Source organism: Pseudomonas sp. MWU13-3659 (genome assembly GCF_023757525.1).
Taxonomy (GTDB): Bacteria; Pseudomonadota; Gammaproteobacteria; order Pseudomonadales; family Pseudomonadaceae; genus Aquipseudomonas; species Aquipseudomonas entomophila_E.
Genome location: NZ_JAMSHW010000011.1, coordinates 83,737 through 103,631, shown reverse-complemented (window position 1 = coordinate 103,631; position 19,895 = coordinate 83,737). Strand labels below are relative to the sequence as shown.

Genomic DNA, 19,895 nt, shown 5'->3' with positions numbered 1-19,895 from the left:
TCGTTTTCGAAACGGGATCTGAACCATGACCACTGCAACCGCCCGCTTGCGGGCTTCACCCCTGGACGCGCTGCAGCGCTGGCTACCGAAACTGGTGCTGGCCCCCAGCATGTTCATCGTCCTGGTGGGCTTCTACGGCTACATCCTGTGGACCTTCGTCCTCTCGTTCACCACATCCACCTTCCTGCCCACCTACAAATGGGCGGGGTTGGCGCAGTACGCCCGGTTGTTCGACAACGACCGCTGGTGGGTGGCGAGCAAGAACCTGCTGCTGTTCGGTGGCCTGTTCATCGGCGTCACCCTGGCCATCGGCGTGTTCCTGGCCGTGCTGCTCGACCAGCGCATCCGCCGCGAAGGATTCATCCGTACGATCTACCTGTACCCCATGGCCCTGTCGATGATCGTCACCGGTACCGCCTGGAAGTGGCTGCTCAACCCCGGCATGGGCCTGGACAAGCTGCTGCGCGACTGGGGCTGGGAAGGGTTTCGCCTGGACTGGCTGATCGACCCCGACCGGGTTGTGTATTGCCTGGTGATCGCCGCGGTGTGGCAGGCCTCGGGCTTCATCATGGCGATGTTCCTGGCCGGCCTGCGCGGGGTCGATCCGTCGATCATCCGCGCCGCCCAGCTCGATGGCGCCAGCCTGCCGCGCATCTACTGGACGGTGGTGCTGCCCAGCTTGCGGCCGGTGTTCTTCAGTTCGCTGATGATCCTGGCGCACATCGCCATCAAGAGTTTCGACCTGGTCGCGGCCATGACCGCAGGAGGGCCGGGCTACTCCTCGGACCTGCCGGCGATGTTCATGTACGCGTTCACCTTCAGCCGCGGGCAGATGGGCATGGGCTCGGCCAGCGCCATCCTGATGCTCGGCGCGGTGCTGGCGATCATCGTTCCCTACCTGTACTCGGAATTGCGGGGCAAGCGTCATGACTAGCCTTACCGACAAACCTGCACTGAGCATCAGCCGCATCGCCATCCACGGCGTGCTGCTGCTGGCCGTGCTGCTGTACCTGGTGCCGCTGGTGGTGATGCTGCTGACCAGCTTCAAGACCCCGGAAGACATCAGCACCGGCAACCTGCTGAGCTGGCCGACGGTGTTCACCGGCATCGGCTGGGCCAAGGCCTGGGCCACGGTCAGCGGCTACTTCGTCAACTCGATCCTGATCACCGTGCCAGCGGTATTGATCTCCACGGCCATCGGCGCGCTCAACGGCTATGTGCTGTCGATGTGGCGCTTTCGTGGCTCGCAGTTGTTTTTCGGGCTGCTGTTGTTCGGTTGCTTCCTGCCGTTCCAGACCGTGCTGCTGCCGGCCTCGTTCACCCTCGGCAAGCTGGGCCTGGCCAGCACCACTGGCGGCCTGGTGCTGGTGCACGTGGTGTACGGCCTGGCCTTCACCACGCTGTTCTTCCGCAACTATTACGTGAGCATCCCCGAAGCGCTGGTCAAGGCCGCGCGCCTGGACGGCGCCGGGTTCTTCACCATCTTCGGGCGGATCATCCTGCCGATGTCGACGCCGATCATCATGGTCTGCCTGATCTGGCAGTTCACCCAGATCTGGAACGACTTCCTGTTCGGCGTGGTGTTCTCCAGTGGTGACTCGCAGCCGATCACCGTGGCCCTGAACAACCTGGTCAACACCAGCACTGGGGCCAAGGAATACAACGTCGACATGGCCGCGGCGATGATCGCCGGGCTGCCGACGCTGCTGGTCTACGTGGTCGCGGGCAAGTATTTCGTGCGCGGGCTGACCGCCGGCGCGGTCAAGGGGTAAGTCATGGCAACACTCGAACTGCGTAACGTGAACAAGACCTACGGCGCGGGCCTGCCCGACACGCTCAAGGATATCCAGCTGGCGATCAAGGACGGCGAGTTCCTGATCCTGGTCGGCCCCTCGGGCTGCGGCAAGTCGACGCTGATGAACTGCATCGCCGGCCTGGAGAGCATCAGTGGCGGGGCGATCCTCATCGACGATGAGGACGTCAGCGGCATGAGCCCGAAGGATCGCGATATCGCCATGGTGTTCCAGTCCTACGCGCTGTACCCGACCATGAACGTGCGCGACAACATCGCCTTCGGCCTGAAAATCCGCAAGATGCCCCAGGCGGCCATCGACGAGGAAGTGTCGCGGGTCGCCAAGCTGCTGCAGATCGAGCACCTGCTCGAGCGCAAGCCCGGCCAGTTGTCCGGCGGCCAGCAGCAGCGGGTGGCCATGGGCCGGGCCCTGGCGCGGCGGCCGAAGATCTACCTGTTCGACGAGCCGCTGTCGAACCTCGACGCCAAGCTGCGGGTGGAGATGCGCACCGAGATCAAGTTGATGCACCAGCGCCTGAAGACCACCACGGTGTATGTCACCCACGACCAGATCGAGGCCATGACCCTGGGTGACAAGGTGGCGGTGATGAAGGACGGCATCATCCAGCAGTTCGGTACGCCGCAACAGATCTACAACGACCCGGCCAACCTGTTCGTCGCCAGCTTCATCGGCTCGCCGCCGATGAATTTCATCCCGGTGCGCCTGACCAAGCAGGACGGCCGCGTGCTGGCGCTGCTCGACAGCGGCCAGGCGCGCTGCGAGCTGCCGCTGGGCGTGGCGGCCGACGCGCTGGAAGGGCGCGAGATCATCCTCGGCGTGCGCCCGGAGCAGATCGCGTTGGGGGCGGAGCAGGGCAACGGCCTGCCGGGCATCCGCGCCGAGGTGCAGGTCACCGAACCCACCGGCCCGGACCTGCTGGTGTTCGTTACCCTCAACCAGACCAAGGTTTGCTGCCGCCTGGCGCCAGATGTGGCGTGCCGGGTCGGCGACAGCCTCAACCTGCAGTTCGACCCGGCACGGGTGCTGCTGTTCGACGCTACCAATGGCGAACGCCTCGACCTGGCCACCACCGCTGTAAAGGACAACGTGACGCGTTTCAAAGGCCGCTAAACCGGACACGGCCCCTGTAGGAGCGGCTCAAGGCCGCTCCTACAGACGAATACCGTTAAACCGTTCTGTTAATAACAAGAAAAGAGGACGCAAAGGGATGGAACATCGCAATCGCATCAGGACCCTGGGTTCGCTGGCGCTGCTGGCCGTGGTCGGCAGCAGCGGGGCCCAGGCTGCCGAGGCTTTCTCGTCGGAATCGAAATGGATGACCGGCGACTGGGGCGGCACCCGCACCGAGCTGCTGGAGAAGGGCTACGACTTCACCCTCGACTACGTCGGCGAGGTGGCCGGCAACCTGCACGGCGGCTACAACGACGACAAGACCGCGCGCTACAGCGACCAGTTCGCCCTGGGCGCGCACCTGGACCTGGAGAAGATCCTCGGCTGGAAGGACACCGAGTTCAAGCTGGCGATCACCGAGCGCAGCGGCCGCAACCTGTCCAACGACCGCATCAGCGACCCGCGTGCCGGGCAGTTCAGCTCGGTGCAGGAAGTCTGGGGCCGTGGCCAGACCTGGCGCCTGACCCAGATGTGGATCAAGCAGAAGTACTTCGATGGCGCGCTGGACGTGAAATTCGGCCGCTTCGGCGAAGGCGAGGACTTCAACAGCTTCCCCTGCGATTTCCAGAACCTGGCCTTCTGCGGCTCGCAGGTGGGCAACTGGGTGGGCGGTATCTGGTACAACTGGCCGGTCAGCCAGTGGGCGCTGCGGGTGAAGTACAACATCACCCCGGAATTCTTCGTCCAGGTCGGTGCCTACGAGCAGAACCCTTCGAACCTGGAAATCGGCAACGGCTTCAAGCTCAGCGGCAGTGGCACCAAGGGCGCGATCCTGCCGGTGGAGGCGGTCTGGTCGCCGAAGGTCAACGGCCTGCCGGGCGAGTACCGCCTGGGTTACTACTACAGCACCGCCAAGGCCGACGATGTGTACGACGACATCAACGGCAACCCGCAGGCACTGACGGGCGCGGCGTTCAAGTCGCACTCCAGCAAGCATGGCTGGTGGGTGGTGGCGCAGCAGCAGGTGACCGCCCACGCCGGCGACATCAACCGTGGCCTTAGCCTGTTCGCCAACTTCACCGTGCATGACAAGGCCACCAATGTGGTCGACAACTACCAGCAGGTCGGCCTGGTCTACAAGGGCGCCTTCGACGCCCGGCCCAAGGACGATATCGGCTTCGGTGTCGCCCGCATCCACGTCAACGACGACGTGAAGAAACGCGCCGAGCTGCTCAATGCCCAATCCGGCATCAACGACTACGACAACCCTGGCTTCGTGCCGCTGCAGCGCACCGAGTACAACGCCGAGCTCTATTACGGCTTCCACGTCACCAACTGGCTGACCGTGCGGCCCAACCTGCAATACATCAAGAGCCCGGGCGGTGTCGACGAGGTGGACAACGCGCTGGTCGCGGGGTTGAAGATTCAGTCGTCATTCTGAGAAAAATTGTTGTAAATTTACGCCATCCATTTTCGGCCTTCCGCTAACCACTGGTCTGCAGTGGTTAGCGGATACAGGTCGAGACAGCGCTATCTCGAACAACAAAAGAGCTTGGAACCATGCCTGAACATCCGCTACATCGCTTCTACACGTCGCAACGGCCCAGGCCGACCTTCGAGTGGGAGCGTTACCAGCAGCGCGATGTACTGATCATCGATCATCCACGCTGCCAGGCGGTGTTCAGCCGCCAGGGCGCGCAGTTGCTGCATTTTCAGCCGGCCGGCGAAAAGCCCTGGCTGTGGTGCGCCGAACAGTGGCCGCAGGTCGGCGCCATCCGTGGTGGCGTGCCGGTGTGCTGGCCCTGGTATGGCCGCCACCCCAGCGAAGACCTGTGGCCGGCCCACGGCTGGGCGCGGTTGTTGGATTGGAAGTTGGTGGACAGCCGCGAGGACGAGGAGGGTGTCACCCTGAAGTGGCGCCTGGACCTGTGCGACTGGCAGGTCGACCTGCATGCCCGGCTGGGCGCGAGCATGGAACTGAGCCTGAGCACCGAGCACCAGGACAGTGAGCCCTGCCAGCTGAGCCATGCATTGCTGGCTTACTGGCGCATCAGCGACGTGTCGAAGATAGCGCTGTCCGGGCTCGAGGATATCGAAGGCTACGACCGCCTCAATCGCCAGGCCTGTCGCGAAGACGGCGCGTTGAAGCTCAAGGGCGGTTGCCAGAAGGTCTACCCAGGCACGCCCAAGGTGCAGTTGCAGGACCCGGCCTGGCAGCGCGAGCTGTGCATCGACACTGGCGACAGTGACGACACCGTGGTCTGGCACCCGGGCAGCCGCCCGCTGATGGGCGTGACCGGGCGCGAATGCCAAGGCTTCGTCTGCGTCGAAGCCACCAGCGGCAGTGGCGAAGGCCTGAGCCTGGCGCCGGGCGAGCGCGCGCACCTGCGGTTGCAGGCGCACCGGCTCAGCTGAGGTCGTCGTCCTCGATCGGGTAGCGGCTGGCGTTGAGGCTTTCCTTGATCTTGCGCAGGTGCGGCTGGAAGTCCACGCCGCGGCGCAGGGTCATGCCGGTGGCGAGCACGTCGAGCACGGTGAGCTGGATGATCCGCGAGGTCATCGGCATGTAGATGTCGGTGTCCTCCGGCAGCGGGATATGCAGGCTCAGGCTGCAGGCCTGGGCAAGCGGCGAGCCGGCGGCGGTCAAACCCAGCACCGAGGCGCCGTTTTCCCGGGCCAGGCGCGCCACCTCGACCAGTTCGCGGGTGCGCCCGGTGTAGGAGATGATCACTAACAGGTCGCCGGTGTGCGCCACCGAGGCCAGCATGCGTTGCATCAGCACATCGGCGTGAGCCGACACGGCGAGGTTGAAGCGGAAGAACTTGTGTTGCGCATCCAGGGCCACCGGGGCAGAGGCCCCCAGGCCGAAGAAGTGGATCTGCCGGGCCTGGATCATCATGTCCACGGCGCGGCTGACCTGCTGCGGGTCGAGCGCCTGGCAGGCACTGTCCAGCGAGGCGATGGCGCTGCCGAAGATCTTCTGGGTGTAGGCGGCCGGGTCGTCGTCGGCCTCCACCGCCCGGCTGACGTAGGCGGCGCCGCTGGCCAGGCTCTGGGCCAGTTGCAGCTTGAGCTCCGGGTAACCGCTGACACCGAACGAGCGGCAGAAGCGGTTGACGGTCGGTTCGCTGACCTTGGCCGCCTGGGCCAGGGCGGCGATGCTGAAGCGGGTGGCTTGTTGCGGGTTGAGCAGGATGACTTCGGCGACTTTGCGTTCGGCCTTGTTCAGCTCGTCCAGGCGGCCCTGGATCTGTTCCAGGAGGTTTCGCACGCGGTCCATGGTGTGTCCTTTGGGGCTCAGAGACAGCCGGCTGGCGCGACAGCAGGCTTTTTGCAGTGTTGTGTATCCTACTGGCGGTGGGGTTGTCACACCACTTGTCTGTAATGGATGTGTTTAATGTTGTGGTTTTTACTACATTAACCCTTGAAAAGCAGGGTTGAAAGCGGTATTCCTAGCTCAACTTTATAAAAGAACCAACATCATGGCTGCGATCAGTGTCGAACCTTGCACCTTTGCCCTCTTTGGCGCCCTTGGCGACCTGGCATTGCGCAAGCTGTTTCCCGCGCTCTACCAGCTCGACTGCGCCGACCTTCTGCACCCGGACACCCGCTTGCTGGCCCTGGCCCGCGAGCCGGGCACCGCGCTGGAACACCTGGGCACCATCGAGGCGCACTTGCGTCGTCACGTGCCCGCGGCGGAAATCGACGCGGCTGCGCTTGAGCGCTTTCTCGGGCGCCTGAGTTACCTGCATCTGGATTTCGTCCAGCCCGAGGGCTACCAGGCCCTGGCCGAACAGGCGCCGGCCGAGCTGCCGCTGATCGCCTATTTCGCCACGGCCGCGGCCGTCTACGGCGCCATCTGCGAAAACCTCGACAAAGCTGGCCTGGCGGCACGCACCCGGGTAGTGCTGGAAAAACCCATCGGCCACGACCTGGAGTCTTCGCGCCGGGTCAACGACGCGGTGGCGCGCTTCTTCCCGGAAAACCGTGTCTACCGTATCGACCACTACCTCGGTAAAGAGACGGTCCAGAACCTGATCGCCCTGCGTTTCGCCAACAGCCTGTTCGAAACCCAGTGGAACCAGAATTCCATCTCCCACGTGGAGATCACCGTCGCCGAAAAAGTCGGCATCGAAGGCCGCTGGGGCTACTTCGACAAGGCCGGCCAACTGCGCGACATGATCCAGAACCACCTGCTGCAACTGCTCTGCCTGATCGCCATGGACCCGCCCAGCGACCTGTCGGCCGACAGCATCCGCGACGAGAAGGTCAAGGTGCTCAAGGCACTGGCGCCGATCACCGGCGAGGGGTTGAGCACCCGTGTGGTGCGCGGTCAGTACATCGCCGGCTACAGCGATGGCAAGCCGGTGCCGGGCTACCTGGAAGAAGACAACGCCAACGCCCAGAGCGACACCGAGACCTTCGTGGCCCTGCGCGCCGACATCCGCAACTGGCGCTGGTCGGGGGTGCCGTTCTACCTGCGTACCGGCAAGCGCATGCCGCAGAAGCTGTCGCAGATCGTCATCCACTTCAAGGAAACCCCGCACTACATCTTCGCCCCGGAGCAACGCCTGCAGATCGGCAACAAGCTGATCATCCGCCTGCAACCGGACGAAGGTATCTCGCTACGGGTGATGACCAAGGAGCAGGGCCTGGACAAGGGCATGCAACTGCGCAGCGGCCCGCTGCAACTGAATTTCTCCGACACCTGGCGCAGCGCGCGCATTCCGGACGCCTACGAGCGCCTGCTGCTGGAAGTGATGCGCGGCAACCAGAACCTGTTCGTGCGCAAGGATGAGATCGAATACGCCTGGAAATGGTGCGACCAGCTGATCGCCGGTTGGAAAGCCAGCGGCGATGCGCCCAAGCCCTACGCGGCGGGTTCCTGGGGGCCGATGAGTTCGATTGCACTGATCACACGCGATGGGAGGGCCTGGTATGGCGATATCTGAACTGCAACTGCCGGCGACGGTGAAGGCGCATCAGTTGGCGGATGCGAAAACCCTGGCGGCGACCCTCGCCCATGATGTGGCCGAGCGCCTGCGCCAGGCCATCGCCAACAATGGCCAGGCTTGCGTGGTGCTGTCCGGTGGTCGTAGCCCCGTGCCGTTTCTCGAGAAGCTGGCCGGCGAGGCGCTGGACTGGTCGAAGGTGACCGTGAGCCTGGCCGATGAACGCTGGGTGCCGGTGGAACACCAGGACAGCAATGCTGGCCTGCTGGCGCGTCATCTGTTCAAGGGCGCGCCAGCCAAGGCGCGTTTCGCGGGCCTTTACCATCCCGCCGCGACCCTTGAAGCCGCCGCCGAACTCGCCGACCAGACATTGGCTGACTTGCCGCCGATCGACGTACTGGTGCTGGGCATGGGTGACGATGGCCACACGGCGTCGCTGTTCCCGGCCAGCCCCAACTTGCGTCAAGGTCTGGCCAAGGTCGGTGAGCGTCGCTGCCTGGCCATGCTGGCACCCAGCGTGCCGCACCAGCGCCTGAGCATGACCCGCGCGCTGCTGGCCAGCGCCGGTTTCATCGCCCTGTCCGTGCAAGGCGCGGGCAAGCTTGCCACCCTGCGTGCCGCCCTGGCGGCTGAAGACCCTACCGAAATGCCGATTCGCGCCTTTCTTCACGACCCCCTGGACATCTACTGGTGCCCATGAGCCAAGGATCTACTGTCATGACCACCCTCGAACGCCCACAGCCTTTGCTCACGATGGCCGACAAAGCCGCGCGGATCGACGCGATCTGCGACAAGGCGCGCATCCTGCCGGTGATCACCATCGCCCGTGAGGAAGACATCCTGCCCCTGGCCGACGCCCTGGCCGCCGGCGGCATCCGCACCCTGGAAGTGACCCTGCGTTCGCAGCATGGCCTGAAGGCCATCCAGGTGCTGCGCGAACAGCGCCCGGAGCTGTGCGTTGGCGCCGGTACCGTGCTCGATCGCGGCATGTTCGCTGCCGTCGAGGCGGCGGGCGCGCAGTTCGTCGTCACTCCGGGCATCACCCAGGACATCCTCGAGGCCGGTGTGGCAAGCGACATTCCCCTGTTGCCCGGTATCAGCACGCCGTCCGAGATCATGATGGGCTACGCCTTGGGCTACCGCCGCTTCAAGCTGTTCCCGGCCGAGATCAGCGGTGGCGTGGCGGCGATCAAGGCGTTCGCCGGCCCGTTCGGCGACATTCGCTTCTGCCCGACTGGCGGGGTGAACCCGGCCAACGTGCGCAACTACATGGCCCTGCCCAATGTGATGTGCGTGGGCGGGACCTGGATGCTCGACAGCAGCTGGATCAAGAACGGCGACTGGGCGCGGATCGAGGCGTGCAGCGCCGAGGCAATGGCGTTGCTGGACTGACAGATTTCGTTGTGTGCTACACGGCTTGTGGGGCGCTTGGTCGGCGCCCTTTTTTTTGCCTGTTGTTCGTGCCGGCCTCATCGCGGATGAATCCGCTCCTACAGGCCCGTAGGAGCGGATTCATCCGCGATGAGGCCGGCACAGGCAATAAAAAAAGCCCGCATCATGGATGCGGGCTTCGGGCTTCTGCGATGGCTTACGCCGCTTTCGCCTGCTGCTGGCTCAACGACCGGTTCAGCGCACTGAACAGCGCCTTGAAGCTGGCGGTGGTGATGTTCTCGTCGATCCCCACCCCATGCACCGGACGCCCACCGGCCACGCGCAGTTCGATGTAGGCCGCCGCCTTGGCATTGGTGCCGGCACCGATGGCGTGTTCGTTGTAGTCCATGATTTCCACGTTGACCGGCAAGCCGGCCACCAGCGCCTCCAGGGCACCGTTGCCCTTGCCATGCCAGTGCAGGGTGGTCTCGCCTTCACCGGAAACTTCCACCTGTACGTGGCTGCTGCCGTTCTCTTCCTGCAGGCGGTGGCTGACCAGTGCATACGGCGCATTGGCTTGCAGGTATTCCTTCTGCAGCAGCTTGTAGATCTGCTCGGCGGTCATCTCAAGGCCGAGACGATCGGTCTCGCCCTGCACCACCTGGCTGAACTCGATCTGCATGCGGCGTGGCAGGCTGATGCCGTATTCCTGCTCGAGCAGGTAGGTGATACCGCCCTTGCCTGACTGGCTGTTGACGCGGATCACCGCCTCGTAGCTGCGGCCGATGTCGGCCGGGTCGATCGGCAGGTACGGCACTTCCCACAGTTCGCCGTCCTGCTGCTTGGCGAAGCCCTTGCGGATGGCGTCCTGGTGCGAGCCGGAGAACGCGGTGTGGACCAGGTCACCGACGTAGGGGTGGCGTGGGTGCACGGGCAGTTGGTTGCATTCCTCGACCACCTTGCGCATGCCGTCGATGTCGGAGAAGTCCAGCTGCGGGTCGATGCCCTGGGTGTAGAGGTTCAGCGCGAGGGTGACCAGGTCGACGTTGCCGGTGCGCTCGCCGTTGCCGAACAGGCAGCCTTCGGCGCGGTCGGCGCCGGCCATGAGGCCCAGCTCGGTGGCGGCGATGCCGGTGCCGCGGTCGTTGTGGGTGTGCAGGCTGATGATCACGCTGTCGCGACGGTTGATGTTGCGGCAGAACCATTCGATCTGGTCGGCATAGACGTTGGGGGTGGCGACTTCAACGGTGGCCGGCAGGTTGAGGATGATCTTGTGCTCGGGCGTTGGGTTCCACACCTCGATCACTGCGTCGCACACCTCTTTGGCGAACTCCAGCTCGGTGGCGCTGAAGGTTTCCGGCGAGTACTGGAAGGTCCAGTGAGTGTCCGGCTGCTGGGCGGCGTACTTGACGAACAGCTTGGCGGCGTTGACCGCGATGTCCTTCACGCCCTGCTTGTCCTGGTTGAAGACGATGCGGCGGAACGACGGGCAGGTGGCGTTGTACAGGTGGACGATGGCCTTCTTGGCGCCGCGCAGGGATTCGAAGGTGCGGGCGATCAGGTCTTCACGGGCTTGGGTGAGCACCTGGATGGTGGTGTCGTCCGGGATGTGGCCGTCTTCGATCAGGGTGCGCACGAAGTCGAAGTCGGTTTGCGAGGCCGACGGGAACGAGGCTTCGATTTCCTTCACGCCCACCTGCACCAGGGTCTTCCAGAACCGCAGCTTCTTCTCCGAGTCCATCGGCTCGATCAGCGACTGGTTGCCATCACGCAGGTCGGAACTGCACCAGATCGGTGCCTGGGTGATGGCCTTCGACGGCCAGGTACGGTCGGGCAGGTCGATGGTCGGGAACGCGCGGTACTTCTTCGATGGGTCTTTGAGCATGGTCATGGAAGCAATCCTTTTATGTGCGGCCGTGATCGGGCCTGCCAAACGTAAACGAGAGAAAAAGGCGAGGCGACGCGATTCACCCTGGTAGTCGGGCGCTGACCAGGCAGAGGCTGCGGTGTTGTCGGAGCAGGGTGCTGAAGATGTTCATAGGCTCAACCCTAACCAGTGGGGTGAGGGATGGCAAGCATTGCGGAAAAATTGAGAGGAATGCTTAAAAAAGCATCGAAGGCGAGATTTTATGGCTGTTTATTTGGCTTTGTGCGGCCTGTATTGCGCTGGATTATTTGAATGCGCAAACCGATCGGCGTATACCGTCTTCCTCGCGGGTAAACCCGGTCCCACAGGCATTTGAAGGCAGCACTGTCCCTGTAGGAGCGGGTTTACCCGCGAAAGGTACGGCTCGGTTTCAGGGTTGGAACGCGCCAATGAAAATCGCCGGATCGACTCGCGCATCGTTCAGGCTGACGTTCCAGTGCATGTGCGGCCCGGTCGCTCGCCCGGTCGAACCCACGCGCCCGACCACCTCGCCCCGGCGCAGCACCTGCCCCGGTTTCACATCGATCTTCGACATGTGGCAGAACATGCTGATGAACCCCTGGCCGTGGTCGACGAACACGGTGTTGCCATTGAAGAAGTAGTCACCGACCAGGATGACCTTGCCGTTGGCCGGGGTCTTGATCGGCGTGCCTGCGGGCACGGCGAAATCCAGGCCGGCATGGGGGTTGCGCTCCTCGCCATTGAAGAACCGGCGCACGCCGAACTTGCTCGACAGCGGGCCGTTGACCGGCTTGTCGAGGATCAGGTTGCTGGGCACGGCCGGGCTGAAGCTGCGATAGGCTTTGATCTGCTCGGCCAGCTCGCGGTCGATGCGCTTGAGGTCCTGGGGCTCAGGATTGACCTGGCGCTTGTTCTTCAGGGTGATGTGCTGCTCGGGGTACTTCTTGCTGCCTACGCTGAAGGGAATGTTGCGCCCGTCCTGGGTGAGCGCGGCGGCGCCCGGCTTCTGGGTCAGCGGGATGCCGACGATGGCCAGCCAGTTGTCCTGCTCCTTGACCACCAGCACCGGCTTGCCGTCGAAGCGCGCGGTCGGCGCGCTGGCGGATGGCCCCAGGTTGACCACGGCCACGCCGCCGGGCACCGGCTTGTCGAGGGTGCGGGTAATGTAGCTGGCCTGGGCCGTGGTGAGCGGCAGCAGCAGGGCGAGGGCGAGCAGGGGCGCGAACAGGCGGGGCATGTGTCAGTCCAGTAGCGAGAGGGTGACCGGAGTCTGGTGGTTGTCCTCGACCCGCACCTTGAGCTCGCCTTCGTTGAGGCGGGCGGTCAGGCGCTGGCCGTTGTGAGTCTGGGCGGCGCTGCGGATGGCCTGGCCGTGCTCATCGAGCAGGATGCTGTAGCCACGGGCGAGGGTGGCCAGTGGGCTGACCACCTGCAAGGTCTGCAACTGCGCCTGGAAGCGCTGGCGGCGATCCTTGAGCACGTCGCGCATGGCGCGGGGCAGGCGTTCGGCCAGGCTGTCCAGGCGCTGCTTCAGCAGTTTCAGGCTGCGCCCGGGGTGCTGCGCGGCAAGGCGTGTGTCGAGGCGGCCGAGGCGTTCGTGGCGCTGGTTCATGTTGAGCGCGAAGGCGCGGCGCAGGCGCATGTCCAGGTCGTCCAGGCGCTGTGCCTGCTGGCGCAGGCGCTCGCCGGGGTGGCGCAGGCGTCGGGCCAGGCCCTCGACACGCAGGCGATCGTGGGCAAGGCGGCTCTGCATGCGCAGCAACAGGCGCCGCTGGAGGCTGTCCAGGCGTTGCTGCAGGCCACTGCTGTCGGGGGCGAGCAGTTCGGCGGCGGCGGACGGCGTGGGTGCACGCACATCAGCGACGAAGTCGCTGATCGATACGTCGGTCTCATGGCCCACGGCGCTGACGATCGGCGTGACGCAGGCGGCCACGGCGCGGGCCACGGCTTCTTCGTTGAAGCACCAGAGGTCTTCCAGCGAGCCGCCGCCTCGGGCCAGGATCAGCGCATCGAAGCCCTGCCGGTCGGCCATCTGCAGGGCGCGGACGATCTGGGCGATGGCTTCGCGGCCTTGTACGGCGGTAGGGATCAGGTTCAGCTCGACCTGCGGCGCGCGGCGGCGGAACACACTGATGATGTCGCGGATCACCGCACCGGTGGGCGAGGTGATGATGCCGATCCGTTGCGGGTGGGCGGGCAGTGGTTGCTTGCGTTCGGTGCTGAACAGCCCTTCGGCACCGAGCTTTTCCTTCAGGGCTTCGAACGCCAGGCGCAGGGCGCCGTCGCCGGCCGGCTCGACGGTATCGAGGATCAGCTGATAGTCGCCGCGGCCTTCGAACAACGAAACCTTGCCGCGTACCCGCACCGCCAGGCCGTCGCGCAAGGCCTGGCGCACGCGCAGGGCGTTCTGCCGGAACAGCGCGCAACGGATCTGCGCGCCGCTGTCCTTGAGGGTGAAGTACATGTGCCCGGAGGCCGGGCGGGCGAGGTTGGATATCTCGCCTTCCACCCAGACGCTGCGGAACACGTCCTCCAGCAGCACGCGGGCGCGGCCGTTGAGCTGGCTGACGGTGAGGACCTCGCGGTCCAGGCCGAGTCGTTCGAAGGGGTCTCTGATCATGGCGGGCATCATAAAGGACATGGATCGGGTTGTCTGTGTTCGCCAGCAAGGCTGGCTCCTGCCGAGTGTGTGTTCATTGTCACTCGTAGGAGCCAGCCTTGCTGGCGAAAGGGCATTCAGCCGCACATCGCCGTCACGAACTGGTGCACCAGATCCCCGGCATCCCGCCGGCAGGCCAGCGCCACGGTGCTCTGGCAAGCTTCGGCCAGTGGCACGAAGCAGACCGACGCCGGCGCAATCTCGCGCATGCTCGCCGGCAGCAACGCCACCCCGAACCCCGCCTGGATCAGCTGCAGCTGCGTGGTCTTGCGCGACACCACCTGCGCGGCCTGGGGGAAGAACCCTGCGCTCATGCACAGCGACGCCGACAGATAGCTCAGGCCGCCCCGTTGCCGATGGGGAATGGAGATGAAGCGCTCTTCACGCAGTTGCTCCAATTTCACGCTGGCTTCGGATGCCAGTGAATGTTGGGCAGCCACCGCCAGCAGCAACGGCTCATCGAACAAGGCATGCAACACAACGCCTTCATGCTGGCGCAGCACGGGCAGGCGCAGCAGGCCTATTTCCAGGCGCCCCTCGGCGATATCTTCCAATTGCGCTTCCGATGATTGCTGGGCGATTTCCAGGGACACGCCCGGGTTGTCATCCAGGTAACCGCCGAGCCGCTCGAGCAAACGCCCGGTCAATGGCACGGTGCTGGAATGGTTCAGACGCAGGCTGCCGCGCAGGCCCTGACCGATTTCACGGGCCAGGCGCTCGGCCTTGTCCAGGTCGGCCAGCAGGCGCCGAGCGCGGTCGAGAAATGCCAGCCCGGCTGCGGTCAGCCGTGGCTGGCGGGCGGTGCGCTCGAACAGGGGCGTTGCCAGCTGCTGTTCAAGCTCCTTGATCTGCCGGCTCAGGGCCGACTGGGCGATGTACAGCCGCTCGGCGGCGGCACTGAAGCTGCCGCTCTCGGCGATTTCGACGAAGTAGCGCAGTTGGCGGATCGAAGTCATGTCATGCCTTTTCGAGATGGCTTGTGGCGTAAAGGCATATTAGTCGGCATGGCTGGCGACTGGCTAACCTGCTGGTGTCTTCCCAGGAGTCGTTGCAATGTTTGCCCAACTGTCGTTCTCCGGCCTCGACTGGCTGCCGATCCTGCTTGGCGTGGCCGTGGCCTATATCGTCTTCGGCGTTGCCGGCTTCGGCACTGCGCTGGTCGCCGGCCCGGTGTTGATTCACTTCATGCCGTTGTCGCGGATCGTTCCGCTGCTGGTCCTGCTGGACTTCGTCGCCTCTTTAGGCAACCTGCTGCCGTCCCGGCGGGATGTGGTGCGCGGCGAGTTGCTGCGTCTGTTGCCCTTCATGGCCGTGGGCTGCACGTTGGGCGTGGTGTTCCTGCTGCACTTGAAGTCGGATGTCCTGCTGTTGCTGATGGGGCTGTTCGTCACCGCCTATGCGATCTACGGCCTGGCGGTGAAGGTGCGGCCGGCGAGCTTGTCGGGCGCCTGGGCGGTGCCCATGGGCACTGTTGGTGGGTTGTTCGGCGCGCTGTTCGGCAGCGGTGGCTTTCTATATGCGATCTACCTGAGCGCCCGGTTGGAGGCGAAGGAGCAGGTGCGAGCCACCCAGGTCGCGCTGATCAGTTGCAGCACGGTGGTGCGCCTGTCGCTGTTCCTGATCGCCGGGGTGTATGCCGATGCCAGCCTGCTGCTTCTGGCCGCCTGCCTGTTGCCGGTGATGTTTGCAGGCACTTGGCTGGGGCGCCGGCTGACCCTGAAACTGTCCCGCGAAGCCTTCGTGCGGCTGATCACCTGGCTGGTGCTGGCCAGTGGCCTGGCGCTGATCGGTCGCTACCTGAGCGCCTGAGCAGGCGGTAGAATTGCGCGATTATCGCTGTCCGCAGGCTCGTTTCGCTCATGAACACCCAAAGCATCATCGTTCCCAAGCTGTCTACCGTGCCGGTTCACGAAGCCCGTGCCCGGGCCATCCTGCGCTGGCTGGTACGCGAGAAGATCGTCGAGGAGCAGTTGACCACGTGCGGCCGCACCGGCAATCGCATGGGCCATGCCCTGGCCGAAGGTGCGCGCAAGGTGGCCCTGCATCCCGAGAAACTGCCACTCGGTGAGCAGGTCAATGGCCTGGAGGTGATGCTCAAGCGCTGCATCTATACCCCCACCGAGGGCTTTCTCGAAGAAGCCGGCTGCCCGGAGTGCCGGCGCGAAGTCGGCGAGCCGCTGTTCGAGAGCCTGGAGGAGTGGATGCCGGGGGTGAGCGACAACTTCACCTGCCCCCTGTGCGGCTTCGAAGACGATATCAATGGCTTTCTTTACCTGCAGCCATGTGCCTTTTCCAACCTCGGGTTCATCTTCAACAACTGGGGCGAGGCGGGTTTCACCCAGGCCTTCCTCGACAGCTTCGCCGACTGGCTCGACCAGCCGGTGGCGGTGGTGCAGGTGAAGGTGGGGTGAGAGTGGTTCGGGACCGCTTTGCGGTCCATCGCCGGCAAGCCGGCTCCTACCTGTACCGCGCCGATTCTGTAGGAACCGGCTTGCCGGCGAAGCGGCCCTGATAGACCCACGAATCACCACTGGGCCGAAGGCCCTTATTTTGCATTGAGCGGCGTGCCATGGATGGGTATAATGGCGCGCTTCCATTTTTCCCTCCCGGGAGCCCCCGCGATGCTGCGTATCAGCCAAGAAGCCCTGACCTTCGACGATATCCTCCTTGTACCTGGCTATTCCGAGGTACTGCCCAATGAAGTCAGTCTCAAGACACGTTTGACTCGTGGCATCGAGCTGAACATTCCCCTGGTTTCCGCCGCGATGGATACCGTGACCGAAGCGCGCCTGGCCATTGCCATGGCCCAGGAAGGCGGCATCGGCATCATCCACAAGAACATGACCATCGAACAGCAGGCCGGCGAAGTGCGCAAGGTCAAGAAGTTCGAGGCTGGCGTGGTCAAGGACCCGATCACCATCGAGGCCGACGCCACCGTGCGCGACCTGTTCGACCTGACTCGCCTGAACAACATCTCCGGTGTTCCGGTGCTGGAGAACGGCGACCTGGTCGGCATCGTCACCTCCCGTGACGTGCGCTTCGAAACCCGCCTGGACGCCAAGGTCCGCGACGTGATGACCCCCAAAGAGCGTCTGGTCACCGTCCGCGAAGGCGCCGACAAGAACGAAGTCCGTGAGCTGCTGCACAAGCACCGCCTGGAAAAAGTCCTGATCGTCGACGACAAGTTCGCCCTCAAGGGCATGATGACCGTCAAGGACATCGAAAAAGCCAAGGCCTACCCGCTGGCCAGCAAGGACGACCAGGGTCGCCTGCGCGTCGGCGCCGCGGTCGGCACCGGCAAGGACACCGGCGAGCGCGTTGCGGCGCTGGTCGCGGCCGGCGTTGACGTGGTTGTCGTCGACACCGCCCACGGTCACTCCAAAGGCGTGATCGACCGCGTACGCTGGGTCAAGGAAAACTACCCGCAAGTACAGGTGATCGGCGGCAACATCGCCACCGGCGCCGCCGCCAAGGCCCTGGCTGAAGCCGGCGCCGACGCGGTCAAGGTCGGTATCGGCCCAGGCTCGATCTGCACCACCCGCATCGTCGCCGGTGTCGGCGTGCCGCAGATCAGCGCCATCGCCAACGTCGCCGCCGCACTGGAAGGCACTGGCGTGCCACTGATCGCCGACGGCGGCATTCGTTTCTCGGGTGACCTGTCCAAGGCCATCGTCGCTGGCGCCTCGTGCGTGATGATGGGCTCGATGTTCGCCGGTACCGAAGAAGCGCCGGGTGAAGTCGAGCTGTTCCAGGGCCGTTCGTACAAAGCTTATCGCGGCATGGGTTCGCTGGGTGCCATGGCACAGGCGCAAGGTTCCTCCGACCGCTACTTCCAGGACTCCTCGGCCGGCGCCGAGAAGCTGGTCCCGGAAGGCATCGAAGGCCGCGTCCCCTACAAGGGCGCCCTGGCGGCGATCATTCACCAGCTGATGGGCGGCCTGCGTTCGTCCATGGGCTACACCGGCAGCGCGACCATCGAAGAGATGCGGACCAAGCCGGAGTTCGTGCGCATCACTGGTGCCGGCATGGCCGAGTCCCACGTGCATGACGTGCAGATCACCAAAGAAGCCCCTAACTATCGGGTCGGCTGACGCCTCCAGCTACAAGCTACAAGCTACAAGCGGTAGTTGCGCTGCAGCAAGTACCGCGTTTTCCCCGATCAACTTGCAGCTTGCGGCTTGAAGCTTGCAGCTGCATCAGAGATTGAGTCATGGCCCTCGACATTCACGCTCACCGCATCCTGATCCTCGATTTCGGTTCCCAGTACACCCAGCTGATCGCCCGCCGCGTGCGCGAAATCGGCGTGTACTGCGAGCTGCACCCGTTCGACATGGACGATGAAGCGATCCGCGAATTCAACCCGCGCGGCATCATCCTGGCCGGTGGCCCCGAGTCGGTCCACGAAGCCAACAGCCCACGCGCCCCGCAAGCCGTGTTCGACCTGAAGGTCCCGGTGCTGGGCATCTGCTACGGCATGCAGACCATGGCCGAACAGATGGGCGGCAAGGTCGAAGGTTCCGACCTGCGCGAGTTCGGTTACGCCCGCGTCGACGTGGTCGGCAAGAGCCGCCTGCTCGACGGCATCGAAGACCATGTCGACGATGACGGCGTGCTGGGCCTGGACGTGTGGATGAGCCACGGCGACAAGGTCACCCAGATGCCAGGCAACTTCAGCGTGCTGGCCAGCACCCCGAGCTGCCCGATCGCCGGCATGTACGACGATGCCCTGGGCTACTACGGCGTGCAGTTCCACCCGGAAGTGACCCACACCAAGCAGGGCGGTCGCATCCTGTCGCGCTTCGTGCAGGACATCTGCGGCTGCGAAGCCCTGTGGACCCCATCGAACATCGTCGAAGACGCCATCGCCCAGGTGCGTGAGCAAGTCGGTTCGGCCAACGTCCTGCTGGGCCTGTCCGGCGGTGTCGACAGCTCCGTGGTTGCCGCGCTGCTGCACCGCGCCATCGGCGACCAGCTGACCTGCGTATTCGTCGACAATGGCCTGCTGCGTCTGCACGAAGGCGACCAGGTGATGGCCATGTTCAAAGAGAACATGGGCGTCAAGGTAATCCGCGCCGACGCTGAAAAGCAGTTCCTCGACAACCTGGAAGGCGAAGCCGACCCAGAGAAGAAGCGCAAGATCATCGGCCGCACCTTCATCGACGTGTTCGACGCCGAAGCCAGCAAGCTGGACAACATCCAGTTCCTCGCCCAGGGCACCATCTACCCCGACGTGATCGAGTCGGCCGGCGCCAAGAGCGGCAAGGCCCACGTGATCAAGTCGCACCACAACGTCGGTGGCCTGCCGGAGGAAATGAACCTCAAGCTGGTCGAGCCGCTGCGTGAACTGTTCAAGGACGAAGTGCGCAAGATCGGCCTGGAACTGGGCCTGCCGTACGACATGGTCTACCGCCACCCGTTCCCGGGCCCGGGCCTGGGCGTGCGCATCCTCGGTGAAGTGAAGAAGGAATACGCCGACATCCTGCGTCGCGCCGACCACATCTTCATCGAAGAACTGCGCAAGGCTGACTGGTACCACAAGACCAGCCAGGCATTCGTGGTGTTCCAGCCGGTCAAGTCGGTCGGCGTCGTCGGCGACGGCCGTCGCTACGCCTGGGTCGTGGCCCTGCGTGCCGTCGAGACCGTGGACTTCATGACCGCGCGCTGGGCGCACCTGCCGTACGAGCTGCTGGAAACCGTCAGCGGCCGTATCATCAACGAAATCGACGGCATCTCCCGCGTCACCTACGACGTGTCGAGCAAGCCGCCGGCCACTATCGAGTGGGAATGACCCCACGTCCGGCATAGACCGGAAGCGAGTGGCAAGAAGCACCCTGAAGCCCGCGTAATTGCGGGCTTTTGGCTTTATTAGGCGCCGATGCGCCACAAGTCGATGGTTCGATGCGCCTTCCTGCTTGGTGTGCTACCTTGCGAGTAGAAATTGAACATGTCGTTCCGGGGTACTCAATCTATGAACCACAAGCTGAATTCGTATGGCATATCCATCGTAGACAGGCCAAAAATCAAAGCCACCAAGAAGCTGGATTTGAGCGGCGACCAAGGTAAGCAGATCGTTTGTTCAGAAACCAAGCTCGCTCTTAGAA

The 19,895-nt window shown here is 64.2% G+C and carries 17 protein-coding genes; 12 read left to right on the top strand and 5 right to left on the bottom strand.

Going from position 1 to position 19,895, the window contains the following annotated elements:
* Positions 1–25 precede the first annotated feature (25 nt).
* The 5 genes from NGM28_RS15845 to NGM28_RS15825 all read left to right on the top strand — a co-directional run bounded on the left by NGM28_RS15845 (position 26) and on the right by NGM28_RS15825 (position 5,339).
* The gene (locus tag NGM28_RS15845; protein ID WP_240065534.1) at positions 26–934 is read left to right on the top strand and encodes a carbohydrate ABC transporter permease; all 909 of its coding nucleotides are present in this window, start codon (positions 26–28) and stop codon (positions 932–934) included.
* Positions 927–1,772 carry a carbohydrate ABC transporter permease gene (locus NGM28_RS15840; RefSeq protein WP_240065535.1) on the top strand — a complete coding sequence of 282 codons (846 nt, stop codon included), beginning with the start codon at positions 927–929 and terminating at the stop codon, positions 1,770–1,772. Before NGM28_RS15845 ends, NGM28_RS15840 begins: the two co-directional genes overlap by 8 nt.
* A 3-nt stretch (positions 1,773–1,775) precedes the next feature.
* Positions 1,776–2,924, top strand: coding sequence for an ABC transporter ATP-binding protein (locus NGM28_RS15835; protein WP_252090723.1), 1,149 nt, complete (start codon positions 1,776–1,778; stop codon positions 2,922–2,924).
* A gap of 97 nt (positions 2,925–3,021) precedes the next feature.
* Positions 3,022–4,365: a carbohydrate porin gene (locus tag NGM28_RS15830; protein ID WP_011535463.1), complete on the top strand. Its 1,344-nt coding sequence runs from the start codon at positions 3,022–3,024 to the stop codon at positions 4,363–4,365.
* A gap of 119 nt (positions 4,366–4,484) precedes the next feature.
* A complete protein-coding gene (locus NGM28_RS15825) occupies positions 4,485–5,339 on the top strand; it encodes a D-hexose-6-phosphate mutarotase (RefSeq protein WP_240065538.1) in 855 nt (284 codons plus the stop codon).
* Here NGM28_RS15825 and hexR read toward each other — a convergent pair.
* Positions 5,332–6,195 (bottom strand): DNA-binding transcriptional regulator HexR, encoded by an 864-nt coding sequence (gene hexR, locus NGM28_RS15820; RefSeq protein ID WP_252090757.1) that lies wholly within the window; start codon positions 6,193–6,195, stop codon positions 5,332–5,334. The genes NGM28_RS15825 and hexR overlap by 8 nt on opposite strands.
* A 211-nt stretch (positions 6,196–6,406) precedes the next feature.
* Between hexR and zwf the strand changes: the two genes are divergently transcribed.
* Genes zwf through NGM28_RS15805 form a run of 3 tightly spaced genes read left to right on the top strand, consistent with a single transcriptional unit; the run spans position 6,407 to position 9,268 of the window.
* Positions 6,407–7,876: a glucose-6-phosphate dehydrogenase gene (zwf, locus tag NGM28_RS15815; protein ID WP_240065539.1), complete on the top strand. Its 1,470-nt coding sequence runs from the start codon at positions 6,407–6,409 to the stop codon at positions 7,874–7,876.
* Positions 7,863–8,576: a 6-phosphogluconolactonase gene (gene pgl / locus NGM28_RS15810; RefSeq protein WP_252090722.1), complete on the top strand. Its 714-nt coding sequence runs from the start codon at positions 7,863–7,865 to the stop codon at positions 8,574–8,576. Before zwf ends, pgl begins: the two co-directional genes overlap by 14 nt.
* A 17-nt stretch (positions 8,577–8,593) precedes the next feature.
* A complete protein-coding gene (locus NGM28_RS15805; protein WP_252090721.1) occupies positions 8,594–9,268 on the top strand; it encodes a bifunctional 4-hydroxy-2-oxoglutarate aldolase/2-dehydro-3-deoxy-phosphogluconate aldolase in 675 nt (224 codons plus the stop codon).
* A 196-nt stretch (positions 9,269–9,464) separates the two neighbouring features.
* Here NGM28_RS15805 and leuA read toward each other — a convergent pair whose 3' ends face one another.
* From leuA to NGM28_RS15785, 4 genes are all read right to left on the bottom strand, one after another.
* Positions 9,465–11,138 (bottom strand): 2-isopropylmalate synthase, encoded by a 1,674-nt coding sequence (gene leuA, locus NGM28_RS15800; RefSeq protein ID WP_252090720.1) that lies wholly within the window; start codon positions 11,136–11,138, stop codon positions 9,465–9,467.
* A 406-nt stretch (positions 11,139–11,544) separates the two neighbouring features.
* Complete coding sequence (locus NGM28_RS15795; RefSeq protein WP_240065543.1) at positions 11,545–12,372, bottom strand: M23 family metallopeptidase; 828 nt, start codon at positions 12,370–12,372, stop codon at positions 11,545–11,547.
* 3 nt (positions 12,373–12,375) lie between these two features.
* Positions 12,376–13,755 (bottom strand): exodeoxyribonuclease VII large subunit, encoded by a 1,380-nt coding sequence (gene xseA, locus NGM28_RS15790; RefSeq protein ID WP_240065544.1) that lies wholly within the window; start codon positions 13,753–13,755, stop codon positions 12,376–12,378.
* Positions 13,756–13,871: 116 nt separating this feature from the next.
* On the bottom strand, positions 13,872–14,750 hold the full coding sequence (locus NGM28_RS15785; protein WP_252090719.1) for a LysR family transcriptional regulator: 879 nt from the start codon (positions 14,748–14,750) through the stop codon (positions 13,872–13,874).
* Positions 14,751–14,847: 97 nt separating this feature from the next.
* Here NGM28_RS15785 and NGM28_RS15780 point away from each other — a divergent pair, with 97 nt between their 5' ends.
* The 4 genes from NGM28_RS15780 to guaA all read left to right on the top strand — a co-directional run bounded on the left by NGM28_RS15780 (position 14,848) and on the right by guaA (position 19,582).
* Positions 14,848–15,603: a sulfite exporter TauE/SafE family protein gene (locus NGM28_RS15780; protein ID WP_252090718.1), complete on the top strand. Its 756-nt coding sequence runs from the start codon at positions 14,848–14,850 to the stop codon at positions 15,601–15,603.
* 50 nt (positions 15,604–15,653) lie between these two features.
* Entirely contained in the window at positions 15,654–16,205 is a 552-nt protein-coding gene (locus NGM28_RS15775) for a sugar ABC transporter ATPase (protein WP_240065547.1), read from the top strand.
* 210 nt (positions 16,206–16,415) lie between these two features.
* Complete coding sequence (gene guaB, locus NGM28_RS15770) at positions 16,416–17,885, top strand: IMP dehydrogenase (RefSeq protein ID WP_213658146.1); 1,470 nt, start codon at positions 16,416–16,418, stop codon at positions 17,883–17,885.
* Positions 17,886–18,004: 119 nt separating this feature from the next.
* Positions 18,005–19,582 carry a glutamine-hydrolyzing GMP synthase gene (gene guaA, locus NGM28_RS15765; RefSeq protein ID WP_240065548.1) on the top strand — a complete coding sequence of 526 codons (1,578 nt, stop codon included), beginning with the start codon at positions 18,005–18,007 and terminating at the stop codon, positions 19,580–19,582.
* Positions 19,583–19,895 lie beyond the last annotated feature (313 nt).